This window comes from Actinomadura syzygii (assembly GCF_008085905.1).
Classification (GTDB): Bacteria; Actinomycetota; Actinomycetes; order Streptosporangiales; family Streptosporangiaceae; genus Spirillospora; species Spirillospora syzygii.
In genome coordinates this window covers 216,079-233,206 of sequence record NZ_VSFF01000004.1, presented here as the reverse complement: position 1 = coordinate 233,206, position 17,128 = coordinate 216,079, and the positions used below count along the sequence as shown (strand labels likewise).

Below are 17,128 nucleotides of genomic sequence, written 5' to 3'. Positions count from 1 at the left end.
TGCGAACCCAGGGCGGTTCGAGGTGAGGTTCCTCGCCGTGGGCGAACCCCCCAGGGGGAGCGCGGAGCAGGCGAAAGAAAAGGGACGATCTCAAGATCGTCACACAGAATTCCCGCAGAGAGGCGCTCTCGTCCTCCGAACCAACCCCCGAAAGGGGTTCCGACCTGTGTCGGGACGGCGGGATTTGAACCCACGACCCCTTGACCCCCCCAGCAATGAAAGACGTCCCCGCCCACCTGTGATGATCAAGGTATTGGCAGGTCGGGCCCTTAGGGTCACCCGGCCTTAGCCAGTCTGACGCAGTCTGACCTTCATGATCATCCCACGGATTTTCCACAGCGGGGCAGCGGGTTGAGCGCTCCGGTTGGGGTGATCGGCACTTGTCGGTGCCACGGTCGGGATGGTGGTGTTCGCGGTCCCCCCTCGCGAGGCGTTGTAGGGCGCTGAAAGGTGCCTGTTGTGGCATCACGGTGGTGCCGCTGGACAGCTCTCGGGGACATCGGTCAGGTTGATGCGGGTTTGGAGCCTGCGTGTGAAGTGGCTGGGCTCTACTGCTTTGGGGGCCCCGGACGTCGCGGTAAGGGGTCGCTCGTCCGGGGCCTTTGCGCGGCGCGGCTGCGGCGGGCATGTCCGGCGGGTCGGATTCAGCGTCTTGGTCGAGCGTGCTCCCCGGCTGGTCGTTGTGCCTGTACCCGAACCTGCAGGGGTCGCTAGGTCCAGGGTTCCTCGACGTCTCCGCGGCGGTCGGGCCGAAGCGGGGGAGTCGCGGTCGTCGGTTTCCTCTCGCAGCCGGTCTAGGTCCGTCAGCGCGTCGGCGGCCCCAGCGTCGGCCGCTTGCCGGACGAGCCTTTGGACACCCTGCCGGTCACCGGTCGTCTCCCGCAGCCGGGCCAGGATTTGCCGGGTGTTGGGCGCCCGGCCTAGGCGGACTCTTGTGCGAGCCTTTCGGCGCCCTGATGGTTACCGCATCCTCTCGCAGCCCGGCGGGCAGCCTGCGATACGTGTACTCCATCGCCTCATTGGCAATCCATTCGTGGACGAGCGGAAAGCGGTAGGGCACTCGGTGCCAGCACGTTACTTAGCGGCTTGGGGAAGGTTTCGCGTTCACTCAGTGCGTTGTGACCACATCGGGTCATCCGTGCGGGCGATTCTGGCAGGGATAGGCATCATGGCGTTAAGCGATGGGGCACAGGGGCGTGCCTGGTCGAGGGGGGAGCCCAGAATGGGTGCTAGTGACGGAGAATTTCTCGCCTACCTTCAGGCCGATGTGCGAAATGCACTGATCGGGCTTGATCCGCTACTCGACCGAGCGGCCGAATTAGGACTGCATTCTGTCCAGGGTGGCCGGGGTGCCGAAGCCGCGCGGAGCGTGCTGCACAGCGATGTCCGCTCGATCGAGCGGATGGAACTGCGCATGCCGATCATCGCGCCGATGAACGCCGGCAAATCCACGATCATCAACGCGCTGGCCGGTTGCCGGCTGCTGCCCGCCCGGGGCAAGGCCATGACGACGATCCCGACCCGGATCATCCTGGACAACGAGATCGCCGAGCCCGTCCTTGAGATCGCCGAGCCCGACGTCGCCCTGTTCGACACCCTGCTCCAGGAACTGGTGCAGGAGCACGACGAGACGAAGCGCGAAAAGGCCACCACGCTGTACCGGCACCTCGAGCCGCTGCTGGATCAGATCGCGGCGGGCACCGTGGAGAGTTGCCCCGCGGTGGTGACGGGCATCGAGGAGATCCAGCGGACCTTGAAGCGGCTCAACGACCTGGAGCGCGTGGGGGCGGTGCTGGAGGCGGAGACCAGCGTCGTGCCGGCGCTGTCGGACGTCCCGACGCTGCGCAGCCCGGTCTGGGCCGCTCCCGGCTCGGGCGGGAACGCCGACCTCGGCACGCTGGTGTTGATCGACACTCCCGGTCCGGACGAGGAGGTCATGAGCGATCAGCTCACGCGGGTGGTCCGGGAACAGCTCGACCGGGCGCACGCGGTCTGCGTGGTGCTCGACTACACCAAGCTGCACGGCCTCGCCGACGAGGCGATCCGCAAGCTGGCCGAGCCGCTCCTGGCCAGGGTGGGCGTCGATCGGCTCATCGCTGTGATCAACAAGGTCGACCAGCGGCAGCCCGACGAGGACGGCGAGGGGGACGACGTCGTCCGGGAGGTCGCGCACCGGCTCGGGGTCCCGCCGGACGAGGCCGCCGATCGGGTGCTGGAGACCAAGGCCCACTACGGGCTCGCCGCCGCGGGGGTGCTGGCAAGGCTGGAAGAGAGCGGCGAGAACCTGGACCCGTCCGCCGACCCCGCCGTCACGAAGTTGCTGCAACTGCGTTCTCCGCTCGGCTGGCGCCACGACGTCACGACCGTGACGGTGCCTGCGCTGCGAGCCATGGCCGAGGAGGCGTGGCTGTCGAGCGGCCTGCCCGGCTTCAGAGACCGCGTCCTGAACCGGATGCGCGCCGAAGCGGCGCCGGTCCTGCTGACCGGTGCGCTCGACCGCACCGGGCGACTGCTGGAAGAGGTGGCCGCCGCCGCCGGCACTCGCGTGGAGAGCATGCGCGCCGACCAGGACGAGATCGCCGCGCGGATTCGCGAACTGGAAGCCGAGCTGGCCGAACTCGCCGAGTTGGCCCGCGACGCGCCGTCCAGGCCGCGGGTGCTGACGGAGGCGATGGCCAGGGCGAAGCCGATTCTGGAGTCCACACGCGACCGGGGCGAGGACGTCCTCGATGGCCTGCACGGTTCCAGGACTTTCTCGGACGGAGGCGACGCGAACAAATATGCGAAGAAGAAGCGCCGCAAGGCGTCCGAGCGCCTCGAAGACATCCTGTACGACGCCGGGCGGCGGCTCGAAGCGGAGCTGGAGCGCCTGCGCGTCGAGCTGATCGACGAGGCGGAAGGCCGGCTCGCGCCCGTGCTGGCGCGAGCCGACGTGTCCGCGCGGCCGCCGTCCGCGGACTCGCCGAATCTGCGGGTCGACACCTCGGGGTCGATCCGTGGCGGGTCGGCCACACCGCGCAAGAACACCGAGACGTACGTCACGGGCCACGAAGAGGTCGAGGAGACGCTGTGGGAGATGCTACGGCGTGGGTTGAAGGGGGAACCGGCGCCCACCCGTGCGCTCTACGGCGAAGAGACCACCTACAAGGTGAAACTGGGCGGCGTCCGGCGCGGACTGCGCGACTCCTTCGAGCGGCGCTTGGCAAGGATCGAGCAGAACCTTGAGAAAGTGATCGCCCCGGCCCTGGCCGATCACGTGGTCGCCTTCCACCAGCAGGCCACCCGCTTGGTGAGTGCTTACCGCGATGACCTCGAAGCGTCCCAGCGGGATCTGGCGAGCGAGACGACCACGCGCGAGATGCGGCAGGCGGACCTCGAACGGTTGGCCAAGGACGCTCTGACCGCCACCGAGCAGATCGACGAGCTGCGCGGGCAGCTCTTCACGTGACCGAGGGAGCCTTCTGCGCGACGGTGCTCGGTGCGCCGAAAGCCGGCGCATCGACTCTGGTCAACGCGCTCGCCGGGGCCAGGACGCTGCCCGCGCCGGTGTCCACACGGCCGGGCGTGCCGGTCGCGGTCTCCTTCGTGCGGGGCGAGGGGGACGCCGTACTCGTCCTCCCCCCGGAGATGGCCGAGCTCGTGCGCCGCCGCATGGGGGAGCTGGGCGACGGCCCCGCCGGGCGGATCGCGTCGCGCTTCCTGGCCCCCTCGCTGGACGAGTTCGTGCCCGTCGTCGGGACGAGTCCGGTCCACTCCGTGCTCGCGGATCTGCGATCGCTCCTTGGCGGCCGATCCGCCGACTCGCCCATGCCGGTAGCGTCGTTGTCGGTTCCGGCGGCCTGGTCACCGGGCGTGGTCACGTGCCTGGACGGCCCTTACGAGGCGGTGGCGGAGCTGCCCTGTACCGGCTGTCTCATCGTGCTCGACTACGCGCACCTCGGGACGAACGAGGAGGCGGCGATGCTGCGGCATGCCGCGAACGTGGTGAAGCAGGTCGGCGCCGACCGCGTGGCGATCGTGGTCAACCGGATCGATCTGTGGACGCCGCTCGACGCGGAGACCGAGTCGGAGCGAGTCACCGAGTACGTGTCGCACGTGGACGTCACGTTCCCGATCAGCGGAATCCCGGTCCTGACCACGTCTGCGCGGTGGGGTCTGGCTGGAGCTGCGTACCTCAACAACGGAACCGGCGCGGACACCCTTGAGCTGCTGTATCCGTCCAATGGCACGCCCCGCGCGGCCACGGAACTGTCACTGGTCGCGAACGAGCTCTGGACCGCGTCGGGCGTCGGCGCGCTGCGGGACGAGATCCTGTTGCCGTGGTCCCTGACGGTCGCGGACGGAGTGTCGGGATGACGACGTCCGACGACCTCGGGGTCTTCGCCGCCGGTATCCCCTTGGTCGACGATCGGGTCCTGCTGGAGATGGTCGAGGGGCTCGCCGTCGCCGACGACCTGACCCGGTTCCGGCGGGGCCAGAGTAGGTTCGCACGGCTGATGTCGTCGTTGAGCGGCCGGGACTGGGAGCGTCGGCTGCTGACCACGCAGAACATCCTGGACACGCAGCACGGCGTCGTCGCGTGGCTCACCGAGACGGTGGCGCAGGGCGCGCTGACGAACCTCGTGGTGGCGCGGGTGGCGCACCACCTGGAGGCGGTCGGGCAGATGGCGCTGAAGGCCGAGACGCGAAGTCTCCGCACCGAGGGCGACCTGCGAGAGCTCGCCGCGCTGGTCGGCGAGCTCGCCGAGGAGTGCCGACGGGCGTTCACCGGGATCCGGCAGGTCGTCGACGAGCTCGGTCGACGCACGAGCGCGGTTCAGGAGTTCATGGGCGTCACCGCGAGCTGGGAGGCGGGACGCAGGGGATCCGGACTCCCGTGGCTGGTGCGATGTGTGCTGCTGCCGCGCGAGCTCGCGTCAGGCTCCTGCGGGCTGGCCGAGCACGCGGACGGGGACCGGACACACCGGCGGCGGATCGACGACTGGCTGGTCGCCGGATCCAAAGGCCGGCCGCGGCGCGTCATACTGCCGGATCTCCTGGACCAGACGGCGGCCGAGCTCGGTGACCCCGAGCGCAGGGAACTGGTCGCCGCCGTGCTGGAGAGCGGCCTGGGCGCCGATCTGGGACTGCCCGCGGGGCCGGTGGTCACAGCCCTGACCACAACCCTGGAGATGGCGTCGCTTCGGCGGCACGTACGGCCCGCCAGACCAGGACACCTCGGTTGGGAAATCGCTCACCGGCGCTTCCCCGGTCTGCGCTCGGCGTACGAACTCGATCGGCTGGTCACCTTCGCCGTTGACGAGCAGTTCGACGCGGCGCTGCTGGCCCGAGTGCGCGCGGAGGTGCGATCCCCGTGAACGAGCAGGAGACGCTCGGCCGAATACGGGACGCGGCGAGGCGACTCGCCGAACGCGATGAGCTCGAAAAGCCGTCCGCACCGGCTTCCAGTGCTGCCGAATTCGGTCTGCCGGAGGCCGACGGCCTGCCCGAACTGTCTGCCGGAGTCGTCCTGGTCGGCGGCGGCGCCAAGGGCGCCTACCAGGTCGGTGCGTTGCAGTGCCTCGCCGAAGCAGGGCTTCGGCCCGCCGGGCTCCTGGGCACGAGCATCGGGGCGCTGAACGCTGCCGTGGTCGCGAGCCACGGCTCCCTGTGGGATGGTGTCCGCAACCTCGTGGAAATCTGGCGCGAAGCCGGGGCGGCAGCCCGCCCGCTCGGACGTGCGAGCACCGACCGGCTGGCCGAGGCCGAGACGAAGGGCCTTTCCCCCACCCAAGCCCGTTCGGTGCTGACCGCCCTGGGAAGCCCGGTGCTTCGCCCCGGCTTCCTCAGGGACCTGGTGGTGCGGCACGTCACTTCGCCGACGATACCGACGTGGGTGTCGGCGTTCCCGTCCGGTGATCCAGACCTGGTGCCGCAACTCCAGATCTGGATCGACGACCTGGTAGGAGCCGGGCTCGGCCGACAAGCCGAGTGGTTCGCCTTGCACGAACTGCCTTTGCCGGAAGTGCGCGACGCCGTCCTGGCCAGCTCGGCGCTACCCCTGCTGCTCGACTCGCAGCGCATCATGGGACGGCACTACATCGACGGTGGCCTCGGCGCCCGGCCGCAGATCGGGCTCGGCGACAACACCCCGATCGACTCGCTCGTCACGAGGACGGGCTCCCGCCTGGTGATCGTCATCCACCTGCGCCCGGGACAACTGTGGGACCGGCATCGCATCTCCGGCGCACAGATCCTGGAGATCAGGCCGAGCGGTCCGCTGGCACCGTCCGGACTCGGCGGACAACTGGCCGGAATGCTCGACTTCTCGCCCGAACGATTCGAGGCGCTCCGCAAACTCGGCTACCTGGACGCGCAGGCCCGCGTCGCCACCTGGCGAGGCGTCCTCGGCGCACACCAGGCCGCACGCGAATCGGCGCAAGCTCTCCTGGAGGCGATCAGCCGCCTCTCCGAATGAGGCGAGCCGGACCCGGCCACCATCCCGGATTCGCCTTCGAGATTGCCTCATGAGGAGGAGCAGGCGGTTTGGGTACGTACACCTCTTGACCGGTGTCTGGACCTATCGGACGGTTGATCGCCGCATGGTGCGAGTGAGGGCGCACTGCCTGATGGCGTCGCCGGGAGTCACCGATCGTGAGTTCGGCAGGCCTGACATCGCCGGGTTCTCATTCTTATCGTCATCATGACGATATTGCGCTAGTCTTCTCTGAACGCTTGAGGACGCGGCCACCGCTGACGGTGTGCCGCTGGCACGAGGGGTGTGGCATGACGACGAACGACCCTGCTGGATCTCTCCCTGCTGCACCAACCAGTGTCGACGGATACGTCGACGGTGTCACCGATTACGAGCAGATATGGGAACAAAGCCTGCGGGATGCGCCCAGGGTTCCCTCTGGGGTCGTCTACCACTACACCGGTGCCGATACCGCAATCCTGGGGATCCTGGCGAGCGGCATGCTGAGGCTGTCGCCATTCTCGACCACCAACGATCTGTGGGAGTCGCGTCCGTTCTATCCGTCGATCTCTGCTCACGCAGACGATCGCGATCCCGGCCCCGATATGGCGCTCTGGGAGGAGACCGACCGGCACATCCGAGCGCATGCCAAGGTGGCGTGTCTAACTCAGGATGCACAAGTGATGGACGGCATCCACGCCGACGATGCCCTTCGCGGCTGGGCGCACCTGTCGTTGTGGGCGCACTACGGCGCCGGTGGTGCGGGCATCTGTCTCGGGTTTGATCAACGCAAACTCCTCGAAAGATTTATGACTGCACCCCATCCGCAGGGCACTTTGCGGTTCCACGGCCCCGTTCAGTACCAACATTCCAGCAGGGGGCCGGTTCGGAGCATCGACATGGGACAGATTGAAGAATTTGGCATCGACGCGGCCGCGCTTAGCTTCGCTGAAGACAACAAGGAAACGGTGTTCTTTCGCAAACATGCGGATTGGGCTAACGAGTCGGAGTACCGGCTGGTCCTGATCGACCAGTCAGTTCTGCCTGCCACCGTCGACATTCGGAGTGCCCTCACTCACATCGTGTTGGGTGAGTGCTTCCCGGCCAGTAAACGTCCGGCCCTTGCCGCGGTGTTGGCCAGCTACCCCGACGTCGAGGTTCGACAGATGCACTTTCACAACCGCACGGTCTTTTGCGAGCCCATCTCGCTGGACGCCACGAACCGTCCGGTCTCGAGCGGGGCCGCCGCATCGCTATACTCACCCCGACGCAAGGGCTCGCTACATGAACGGCTGTGTCAATTGCGCGCCGCCGAAGAGGAGCAGCGTGCCGACGCCGAGCGTGCCCGGAACCTGGCGCTCGAACCCCTTGGGCAGATCGCTCAAGACCTTTCCTCCTTCGCGGAGACGGCGCCTAACGGCGCACAGATCCGGTTGATGCCTCGCGTTGATGCGGTGCCCGAGCAATTGCGGCAACGCGCCGCTGGCGTCCCCGGTGAAATCATCTGCTTCGAGGCAGGCCGGGCCCTGTCTATCCAGGACGCCGACGATCCGTATCGCGTCGTGGTGGCGGCGGGTGCCATCCAGGTCCTCGCTGAGCGGCACATCCGCATCCATGGCCTTGTCTGGCGCGAAGAGCCTCAGTCCTCCAGCGGCGTGACGCGCATCCAAGTGTGGAGGGATTCGCGCGACACCAACGTCGATACCGTTGCCGATGTGACAAGGCAGTTGCTCGACGATCTGGGGAAGGCCATCCCCGACGCAATGCAGGCATTCGAAGAGATGTGCGGTTCTTCCGAAGGAACTCACTGAGATTATCGGAGGTACAAACCCTCTCCGGGCTAGGGGCCCGCATGTGGTGCCTATAGGCGCCCCTTGAGGGTGCCGGTGGCCGGTCCAGATGCGCACTCGGACCCGGTGCCGGACCGGCGCGGATCGGCGATGCCGCTACCGCGGTCACCGGCGAACTGCTGCAGGTCAACCTCGTGGCGCCGCCCGCCACGGACACCTCGGCAGCCGAGGACACCGCCATCCAGCCGACCTGACCCCCCTCCGTGGCACCGAACTCACCACCGTCGGGCTCTGGCTGCTCAACCGCCCCTCACTCTGGAGGGGTTGTCCTGCTGGAGGGTGCCGGTCGCCGCCACCCGAGAGTGACGGCGACCGGGGTCGTTCACTGGTAGGCCGCGCCTTGGTCAAGGCAGTACACGTAGATCTGAGTGTTGAACTTCTGGTTGACCTTTTCCGGGGTGAGGGGACCTTGTGTCGCGTCCGGATGGGTGTTCACACCGGTCAAGTGCCCGAGCTCATGCAGCATGGTGACAAGCTGCAGGTCTGCTGTGGACAGCTGAACCGTCGGCAGGTCGAAGTAGATGTCGGGGTCGACGTAGCCGAGAACGGACGGCGTGGCGATGTTGAGGGAGAAGAAGCCGGGATAGATCCCGATCGTCGCCTTGCCGTTTTCTCTGGACGCGTAAGCGGCGGCCGCGACCGTCTGGTTCGTGAACAGGACGTCTGCCGTGTCCAGCGCTGTGATGGGGTTGGTGGGGTCGGGCGAGCGGCTGTCGGTGGGGCTGAGGGTGTCGAAGCACTTGGGCTTGTCGACGAGCGCCCTCTTGGCGGCGTTGACGGCGTTGTCGATGGCCCTCCGTTGTTCCGGCGACGGTGTGTCGCCCGGGTCTCCGCCGCCACCGGTCCCCGGCTCGCTCCCCAGGCAGGGCTCGGCGGAGCACGGCCTCGGCGGAGGGTGGAAGCGCGGATCGTTGCCGGGATCGCCGCCCTCGTCGCCGGGTTCGGTCTGCGAGTCGGTGGTGCCGGTGGGCGGGTCCAGCGGCGACGCGGAGGCTGGTCCCGCCCCCAGCAGCGCCGCCGTGAGTGACAGCGCAAGGATCGTGAGCAGCGCTGATATCCGTCTGTGCAAAAGAACCCCCGCGTAGGTGCGACGTGGTGAGCGCTCCGCCGCCGTTCTCTGCGGCGTTGCGCGCTGACATCACCTATTCGCCGCGCCCCGACATTTGGAGGGTGTGACGGTCATCACGCCCGGCCGGGCAAGACCGCCAGCCAGTCACTCAAGCTCTCCCGACCCGGGGCGCCGCCGCCTTGGCCCGCTACTGCCGCCAGGCAGCCCAGCACTTCGTCCACTGCGACTACGACGACCTGATGTACTCCGGCTTTGGTGGTGTCGGGTTGCTGGAATCCTCGTGCTGTTGATCACGAGGAGAGGCAGCGGGGGCTGCTCGGCGACAAGACTCCTCGGCAGGTTCGCCGGGGATGAGGGGGCGGGAGATCAGGCCGCGCGGGGCACCTGTCACCCACCGTGAGGGGCTTGGATGGCGCGGCAGTCCAAGACGGAGCTGTGCACGCCATCTGCCGTGACGTACGGGACGCGTTGTGGGCCGCTCACCACCAAGAGCATCGGGCCATACCGGCCTTACTGGGCCTCCAGGTCCCGGTGAGCGCGATCGAGGAGGGTGCGCACGGTCTCGACCGTTATCCCCGCATGGGCGGCCAGGTCCGGCAACGTCCAAGGTGAGCCGTCTGGGCGGCCACGCTTGTACTCGCGCAGGAGCGCCCGGCCTCGGACGAACGTCCACCGGTGTAGGCGTCCACCCGTTGACCGTGCGGCTGGCCCGGTCCCACTGCTCGTACCGCTCGACCTGGCGGGTCAGCGAGCCCCAATCGCCGCCCGGCGGCTCCAACAGGCCGGTGAGCTGCGCGAGTTCAGCGTGCGGGTCACGCGGATCAGGGAGTGGGGCGACGCCCGTTTCGCTCTCGTACTGATCGCTGCCGTGCGCTGAACTGGCCCGGCAGGTCGGCTTGAGCTGGCCCTTTGGACCAGCGGCCCCTGGGATAGGGGTTCCCGCCATTGTGCGCTCCTCGCGTGCGCGGGAAGCCGGACATCGGGCCGGTTCCGGCCGTGAGCGGCTGAGCTCTGGGGCGGTTTCGGATATCCGTCGGTTGCCGTACCTGCCGTATGGGACGACGTTGGGGTGACAGTCTCCAGCCTTGGCGGTGTCCCATGGTGTACGAACGCGACTGCTTCTCCGACCAGTCGTTCGCTATCCAGATCACCCTCACGAGCCGGGACGGGAGGCCCTCGGTGATCCGGCAGGTGGTCATCGGCGGCCGTCCTGCCGGGCCGTTCGGCCTCGCGCCCAAGAGCCACCTGTCCCCGTGGCTGTCGTTCTGCGACGGCCTGCGCGCCGACCTGGTCGGCCAGACCCTGCAGGACGGGCTGCACAGAGTGCTCGACCTGTGTGAGTGGGCCGAGTACCTGCCCAGCCAGCGACTCGCCGACGCGCTCCGATCGGTGCCGCTCAGGAAGGTCAAGGACGCGCGGACGCCGGCCTGGTGGCACGCCCAGGCCGCCCTGCACGCGGGTGCGGTCACCGTCGCGGCCCGGGAGTACCTCAACAAGGCCGACTCCGAGGAGCCCGAGGAGGAGCTGGAGCAGGCGCTGCTCCAGAACCTGGTCGCCGGTTACCTGCACCTTCGCAACACCGTGCCGCTGTCGGCCTTCCCCGTCATCCCCGCCGCGGGGCCGCCGACGAGTGCCGCGTCGCTCGTCCGTACCGCGGAGGGCCTGCTGGCCGACCGCCTGCTCCAGTCGAACGAACGGCGGGAGCTTTTGAAGAGCCTATGCGGCCTGCTCGACCTGAAGGCGCTCGCGGCGATGGGCGCCAAGCCCGAGGTGCTCTTCGACCTGGAGCTGACCTCGCGGATTCCCGAGCTGCGCGCCTTCGTGCTGGCCGACCACATCCGCACGATGGAGCAGGCCTACCCCCGCGCCACCGACGCGACCGACTTCCGCCGGTCGGCGGTCGACCTTCTGACACCACCGCTGAACCGCGACGAGGACCACGCGCTGAGCGAGTGCTTCTCCGGCACCGTCAAGGAACCGCCGAACAGCCTGGAACGGGTCCAGGCCTATTCGGGCGAGACGCTCCACACCGACGATTCCTCCTCGGAGGACGAGGAGACCGGCGACGTCTACGAGCGGTTCGCCGTCCAGTTCGAGGTGGACGGCGACAGCATCGACCGGATCTACATCGGTTCCCGGCCGGCCGCGCCCGCCGGCCGCCACGCCACGGCATGGGTGGTGCTCTGCGACCACCTGCGCGCCCTGCTGGTCGGCAAGAACCCGGCCGCCGTACCCGCCCTGCTCGACACCGCCCGCACCACCATCACCACCCTGGCCGGCCGGCTGAACCAGCAGGGCGTCGTCGCGGGGTTCGCCCCCTCCTCCACCTCACCGAGCCCCGACCAGATGGAGGAGGACACACCCGAGGAGGGCACCACGGTCCTCGCCGTTGCCCAGCGCGCGGCGGTCGACTACCTCACCGCGCTCAACTCGCTCGACGGCTCGATCGTCGACACCGGCGGCACCAGCCCCGCCGCGATCGAGCCCAAGCACCGGGCGACCCTGCTGTCCGGCGAAGCCGCCCCGACCCAGCTGGCTGGGATGCTCGACCCCCGCGCGCTGGCCTGGAAGGTGGGCCGCGGCCGGATCGCCTTCCGGATCGCGCTGCACCTCCACCTGATGAACACCGCCTACCGGGCCGTCATCCCGCTGCTGAGCCCAGAATGCTTCGCGGCCCTGCTGGTGCCCGTGGAGATCCGGGCGGACATGCAGGTCGCCATCGCCCAGGACGTCATCCATGCGCTCGACCCTCAGCAGGCCTTCTCACCGGACGCCTACGCCCAGGCCGCCGACCGGTACAGCCACGACAAGGCAGTCCAGGCCAAGGCCAAGACCAAAGCCAAGCCCGGGATGGTCGACGACGAAGCCGACTACCGGGCCTCGCTCGAATCCGACGACGGCGGCTCGTCCTACTCATCCTCCTCCTAGGCCGTGTCCGGTGGATCTGGGATGAGGTCGCGGAGCCAGACTTCGTGGCCGACGTGGTCCGGTTCATCATGTGGCCCGGTAGTCACGCGCCCGAGTTCTACGATGAGATGGCCGCGGGCTCTGAGCACCTGCTCGACGGTCCTGGCTTTGTTGACGCCGTCCATGAGTTGGCCTACCTGAACATGCGGGACGCCATCGAGATGCCCGCCTTCCGGCTCGGCTTCGCCGCGATGAGATCGCGGCCGAGGACGACGAAGTGGTCGCCGAAGCCATCTCCGACGGCTACGCGGCCTCCTCGCCCCTTGGAAGGAGGTCTACAGCGCCTTCATCCAATCCCGCAACCTCCGCCTCCGCCCGGGGATCTCCATCGACGACTTCGGCGGCCTCCTGGCCGCCGCCGTCGACGGCCTCGCACTCCGCAGCTTCAGCGGCGCCTCCACCGACCTGGTAGACCACCAACGCCAGCGCACCCTGCTGGGAACCGCGGCACTCGGGGTGGTCTACAGCTTTCTCGAACGAGCCGAGGACACAGACGGGCATGACCCTGGAAGAGGCCGTCCACAACCAGATCTGCAACCGTCCCTGACCGGCTTGACGAACGAGGCGACCGGATCGACCGCATCGTCCCCGGCAACATCTTCAACCGGGACATCTCGAACACCCACCCGCCGAAACAGTGCCGCTCCTATGGCACGGTCAAAGACCGCGGCGTCGGTGGCTCCGCCATGCGGCCCAACTCACACCCCGCCTGCGCGTGATGCAAGAGAACCTGTCCCTAGGCCCGCGCCCCAAAACGAAGACCTCGAGCCGCTGGGCTGTCGATTGATCCAGCCGGGATTTCGCTCCCCACCTGCGACGATCAAGGTTCCCCCAGGTCGCGGGCCTGTTCCGTGTAAGTCTGAGCCAGTCTGCCCCCGTCTCGCGTAGATGGTCGTCCCACAGATCTTCCACAGAAAAGCCGCAGGTTGGCACACCACGGGCTTAAGTCGGCCGCCGCTAGAGGCGGGGCGGGCGGGGCCGCGATCTCAGTGCGGAGGCCGCTGTGGGGGAGAGGTCACAGGAGAGATCGCGGAGCGTGGCCGGGAAGGTTCCGGCCAGGGCTCGTTCAGGTCTAGGGTTCCTCGACGTCTCCGGCGGCGGTCAGGCCGAAGCGGCGGAGTTGGTCCGCACTCTCGCGGTCGCCGGTCTGCTCCCGCAGCCGGGCCAGGTACTTCAACGTGTTACTTCTTCCGGTGTCGATGGCTTGGCAGCTGCTCCGCATCCGAAATATCACCGGCCCATTCCCGCCCTTCGGTCAGGTACGCCAGCGCGTCGGGGCGTCCGGCGTCGGCGGCCTGCTGGCTAGCCGCTCCGCACCCGGGAGATCACCGGCCCGCTCCCGCCACCTGGCCGGTCCATCAGCGCGACGATGCTTCCGGCGTCGACAGCCTGCCGGTACAGGTAGGTGGCGTGCCGATAGCGGCCTCTGTTCTCCACATGCCTTCCGATGGCGGCGAGGTCATCGGAGGTGTGGGCGCAGTGAGCAGTCCCAATCCAGAAGGTAGCTGGCGGGCTGAGGTAGGCGCGTTCGGCGCGGGCATGCTGATCGAAGTAGTCGGCCAGCCGGTACAGCCGATGGGGCGGCTGCGGCTCACCCGGTCGCGGGTAGTGCTCAACCAGCGGGCCGGACAGACGCCGGTACGGGGCGGGTGAGCTCGTCCAGCGCGTCGGGGAACCAGGAAGCGCCGCCGACCTGGTCCAATTCGTGGTCGTCGAGGTAATTGGGGGCGGCATCGTGTAGCAACGGTTCGGGCAGGAACAGGCTGTGACCGAGGCGGCGAGCGTCCATCACCGCCCACAGCACCGCCCGAGCCGCCGGGGTGGCCTGTTCGTAGCGGCGTAACAGGTCGGGGGCACCGGCCAGTTCCTGGGTGATCCGGCCGCCGCGCGTCTGGTCGACTGCGGCGCGCAGCCGCGGGTCGCTGCCGATGGTGGCGGCCAGCTCGGTAAGCTGCGCGTCGGTGTACCTGGACGGGGCGGTGACGTACTCAGCCTGACCGAGCAGCGCCCGCGCGGCACGGTGCGGATCGGGCCCGCAGGGTCGTCCGGGACGTTGGTTAGCGCGCGTCGGAATTCGGGCCACATCGATCCCAGCACCAGCACCGGCCCGGGGGCGGGGTCGGCCAGCAGCTCTTGCAGCTCGGCCGCCACTTGTGCCCCGCCTGTGGGTTGCAGGTAGAACTGGGCCTCATTCAGCCAGATCACCGTCCGCGGGGCGACCCGCCCGGCGTGGACCGCTTCGGCCACCGCGGCCAGTCGTTCAGGGGTCAGCGGGTGCCAGACTCGCCAGTCGGGCAGTTCGGCGCGGATCGCCTCCCAGCACGCCCGCGTCTTGCCCGTGGAGGAGTCTCCGACCACCACCATGCGGCTGCTCTGTGCCGCGCCCGCGACGGCGGCGCGCAACCGGTCGTCGAACCTGTGCCGGGGCAGGTACACCGGCAGCACCGGGCACCTGTCCGGACGTGCTCACGGTGTCTGCGGGGAACGCTTGGTGGATCTCTAATGCGAGCGCGTCCTGCTCGTCCAGTTCACCGATCGCTCGACCCAGCGGCTCTGAGGAGGGCGCCTGGCTCAACTCGCCGACGTTGGTGGTGTACTGGTTCCCGCCAGCGGTGAAGGCATCTCGGGCGGCGGTCGCATCTTGGCGGGTCCCGGTGGCTGCGTGACGGCAACTGACCGGCGGTCAATAGCGCGCGTTATGGTTGGACGGCGGTCCAGGGATAGTCGCTTCGAGGTGACCACCAGTGTCGGAGCCCTTCAGTGGCTGTGGTGCGGAAGTCTTGGCCATTGAGATCGACCCTGCTCGTCTTCTGCTGGCCAGTCTGAGACCAGGTCAGCAGGAGATGCCAGGAACAGTCGCAGTGGGCGGTGTCGGCGCTGACTATAAGGATCTCTGGATCGGCATCGGAAATCTTGTAGGGGAAGTTGATCGGCGGCTGCTCAATGTCCGCGCCGTCTGGGGCTTGGCTCGCGCCTGCCTGCGGCACCGGCTTGGGTGGCGATTGGTCCAGATCCACCGAGAACTTGCGTGGGTCCATCGGCCCGCCGCATTGTCCCGATGAGTACACAGCGCCAGTTCGGGCCGGTGGTCTGCGTTGTGTCACCTCTACTTGCAGATTCCGGAGTACGACCGCGTTCGGGGTGTTCCCTTGGAGCACGATCTCGATGGTGGTGTCTTCGGCGTCGACCGCGCCGAGAGCCTTCCACCAGCGGTCGGGCGGCGTACTATCAGGAATCCGCGGCATCGCTTCAACGGTTCGATCGATCAGATACAGCTTTCCGCAGCTGGGACCCGTGCCACTGACCTCGTTCATCCGGACGGTCATTGAGAACGGCAATGGAGATTCGGTGATGTGAGAGACGCCGCGTTGGAGGGCGGTGAAGATCACGGTACTGAGCACTGTGACGAGCACGGCCGATAGCAGACCGCCCAGCCACAGTCGATGCCTGCGGGACCAATGGCGGTGCCGTTTACCATGATGCCGGACAGGTCTTCGCGCTACGGGTCTCACCCGTCCAGCATCGCCCGGCATGCGGGGCCGTTCACGCGCCCTGACGAAATCGAGATAGGCCGCTTTCGGACTGGTGTCCTTATCCTATCCGTGGGTGCCGGACCGGATTGATCGAAGCTCGGCCACCTTCTCGGCGACCAACCGTGGGGGTGCCCGGTAGAGGCTGCTGCCCTCTCACGGTGCTGAAAAGCCTTGTGTGTAGTGCGTATCGAGGTCGTCGTCGGCTCCGTACGCTTCGGCCTTAACGACCGGGGCCTGTTTAGCATTTCCTGCGGCCGTGGCCCGATGTTGCCCGCAGGGCGGCGGGTCTGCACGTTCGTTGGTCGGCCGTCGGCTCATGGACAACCGACCGACACCGGTACGGGAACCGCACCTGCAGATAATCGCCAATGCGTATTTCCACGTTCATGAAGAGTGCCCTCACCGCGGCCCTGGCGGTCGGATTCATGGCGCCTACCGCCGCGACCGCCAAGGTGACCGGTGGGCATCCGGAGACCGGCACCAGCTACCACCCCACTCCATTGATGAGGTGCCTGAGGACGAGTGGCCCGGTCCAGGCGCGAACGGGTACCGCTCGATGAAGCTTCAGTGGGTGAGGTGAGCGCGGGTGTCTGGACACCGCCCGCTCCTATGCGTCTCCTTCGCCGACTTCTGCCCGGTGAACGGTCTGCGGCTGGCTCTGCCAGCGAGAAGCAGTACCGTTTATAGGCCGGTTCGGGCACCAGTTAATGATCAACGGGCCAGAAATGTTGATGAGTTTGAGTACCGCGTAGCCGACCATGCATGCCGGTCTCGTCTGGTCTGCGTCCAACATCCTGATCAGAGTGGGCGCCCTGCGAGGAGTGACCATCAGCTTCGAGACCGCCCACCCCTACCGGGAGGGAATCGGGGCTTTTCAGCTCCGGCTTTTGGTGGGGATGCGTACAGCGAGGCCATGGTGGAGGCGGCTCTCCGGCAGCTCGATGCTGACCAGTCGGAGATGGAACGCTGCGGACCGCCACTGGGAACATCTTCGCGCTCACACGCCGGTTCGAGAACGTCGGCTTCGATCCTGGGGCCCGCCGCTGGCCTCGGAGACCATGCACTATGAGCGAGGCGAGGCCACTGATGCCCTGACTGGCAAGGACGGTCCTATCTGGGCTCTGGCCCCGTTTCGTGAAGCGGGGCCGGTCGGTGATAGGTCACTCGGTGGTAGAGGTGCGGGCCGTGAGGACACCGCCCATGCCGGTATCGCCTCTGGCGATGACGCTTTTCCTACCAAGATCAGGTTCAGGGA

Annotated in this window: 12 protein-coding genes; 6 read left to right on the top strand and 6 right to left on the bottom strand. The window is 67.8% G+C overall.

Annotated features, from left to right (window positions below):
• Positions 1-1,138 precede the first annotated feature (1,138 nt).
• The 5 genes from FXF65_RS11120 to FXF65_RS11100 all read left to right on the top strand — a co-directional run bounded on the left by FXF65_RS11120 (position 1,139) and on the right by FXF65_RS11100 (position 8,265).
• On the top strand, positions 1,139-3,448 hold the full coding sequence (locus tag FXF65_RS11120; protein ID WP_187412224.1) for a dynamin family protein: 2,310 nt from the start codon (positions 1,139-1,141) through the stop codon (positions 3,446-3,448).
• Positions 3,445-4,356 (top strand): P-loop NTPase family protein, encoded by a 912-nt coding sequence (locus tag FXF65_RS11115; protein WP_148349678.1) that lies wholly within the window; start codon positions 3,445-3,447, stop codon positions 4,354-4,356. The genes FXF65_RS11120 and FXF65_RS11115 overlap by 4 nt, the downstream gene beginning before the upstream one ends.
• Positions 4,353-5,357, top strand: coding sequence for a hypothetical protein (locus tag FXF65_RS11110; protein WP_148349677.1), 1,005 nt, complete (start codon positions 4,353-4,355; stop codon positions 5,355-5,357). Before FXF65_RS11115 ends, FXF65_RS11110 begins: the two co-directional genes overlap by 4 nt.
• The gene (locus tag FXF65_RS11105) at positions 5,354-6,457 is read left to right on the top strand and encodes a patatin-like phospholipase family protein (RefSeq protein WP_187412223.1); all 1,104 of its coding nucleotides are present in this window, start codon (positions 5,354-5,356) and stop codon (positions 6,455-6,457) included. The genes FXF65_RS11110 and FXF65_RS11105 overlap by 4 nt, the downstream gene beginning before the upstream one ends.
• A gap of 308 nt (positions 6,458-6,765) precedes the next feature.
• The gene (locus tag FXF65_RS11100; RefSeq protein WP_148349675.1) at positions 6,766-8,265 is read left to right on the top strand and encodes a DUF2971 domain-containing protein; all 1,500 of its coding nucleotides are present in this window, start codon (positions 6,766-6,768) and stop codon (positions 8,263-8,265) included.
• A 361-nt stretch (positions 8,266-8,626) separates the two neighbouring features.
• Here FXF65_RS11100 and FXF65_RS11095 read toward each other — a convergent pair whose 3' ends face one another.
• Positions 8,627-9,373, bottom strand: coding sequence for a hypothetical protein (locus FXF65_RS11095; RefSeq protein ID WP_148349674.1), 747 nt, complete (start codon positions 9,371-9,373; stop codon positions 8,627-8,629).
• 1,098 nt (positions 9,374-10,471) lie between these two features.
• Between FXF65_RS11095 and FXF65_RS11090 the strand changes: the two genes are divergently transcribed.
• Positions 10,472-12,301, top strand: a complete 1,830-nt coding sequence (locus FXF65_RS11090) for a hypothetical protein (protein WP_148349673.1) — start codon at positions 10,472-10,474, stop codon at positions 12,299-12,301.
• A 282-nt stretch (positions 12,302-12,583) separates the two neighbouring features.
• Here FXF65_RS11090 and FXF65_RS44525 read toward each other — a convergent pair whose 3' ends face one another.
• From FXF65_RS44525 to FXF65_RS11075, 5 genes are all read right to left on the bottom strand, one after another.
• On the bottom strand, positions 12,584-12,877 hold the full coding sequence (locus tag FXF65_RS44525) for a hypothetical protein (protein ID WP_148349672.1): 294 nt from the start codon (positions 12,875-12,877) through the stop codon (positions 12,584-12,586).
• A 535-nt stretch (positions 12,878-13,412) separates the two neighbouring features.
• Positions 13,413-13,562 carry a hypothetical protein gene (locus FXF65_RS43645; protein WP_187412222.1) on the bottom strand — a complete coding sequence of 50 codons (150 nt, stop codon included), beginning with the start codon at positions 13,560-13,562 and terminating at the stop codon, positions 13,413-13,415.
• Between the two features lie 80 nt (positions 13,563-13,642).
• The gene (locus FXF65_RS45835) at positions 13,643-13,777 is read right to left on the bottom strand and encodes a hypothetical protein (RefSeq protein ID WP_281288898.1); all 135 of its coding nucleotides are present in this window, start codon (positions 13,775-13,777) and stop codon (positions 13,643-13,645) included.
• A gap of 175 nt (positions 13,778-13,952) precedes the next feature.
• Positions 13,953-14,423: a hypothetical protein gene (locus FXF65_RS11080; RefSeq protein ID WP_148349671.1), complete on the bottom strand. Its 471-nt coding sequence runs from the start codon at positions 14,421-14,423 to the stop codon at positions 13,953-13,955.
• Between the two features lie 613 nt (positions 14,424-15,036).
• A complete protein-coding gene (locus FXF65_RS11075) occupies positions 15,037-15,753 on the bottom strand; it encodes a hypothetical protein (protein WP_148349670.1) in 717 nt (238 codons plus the stop codon).
• Positions 15,754-17,128 lie beyond the last annotated feature (1,375 nt).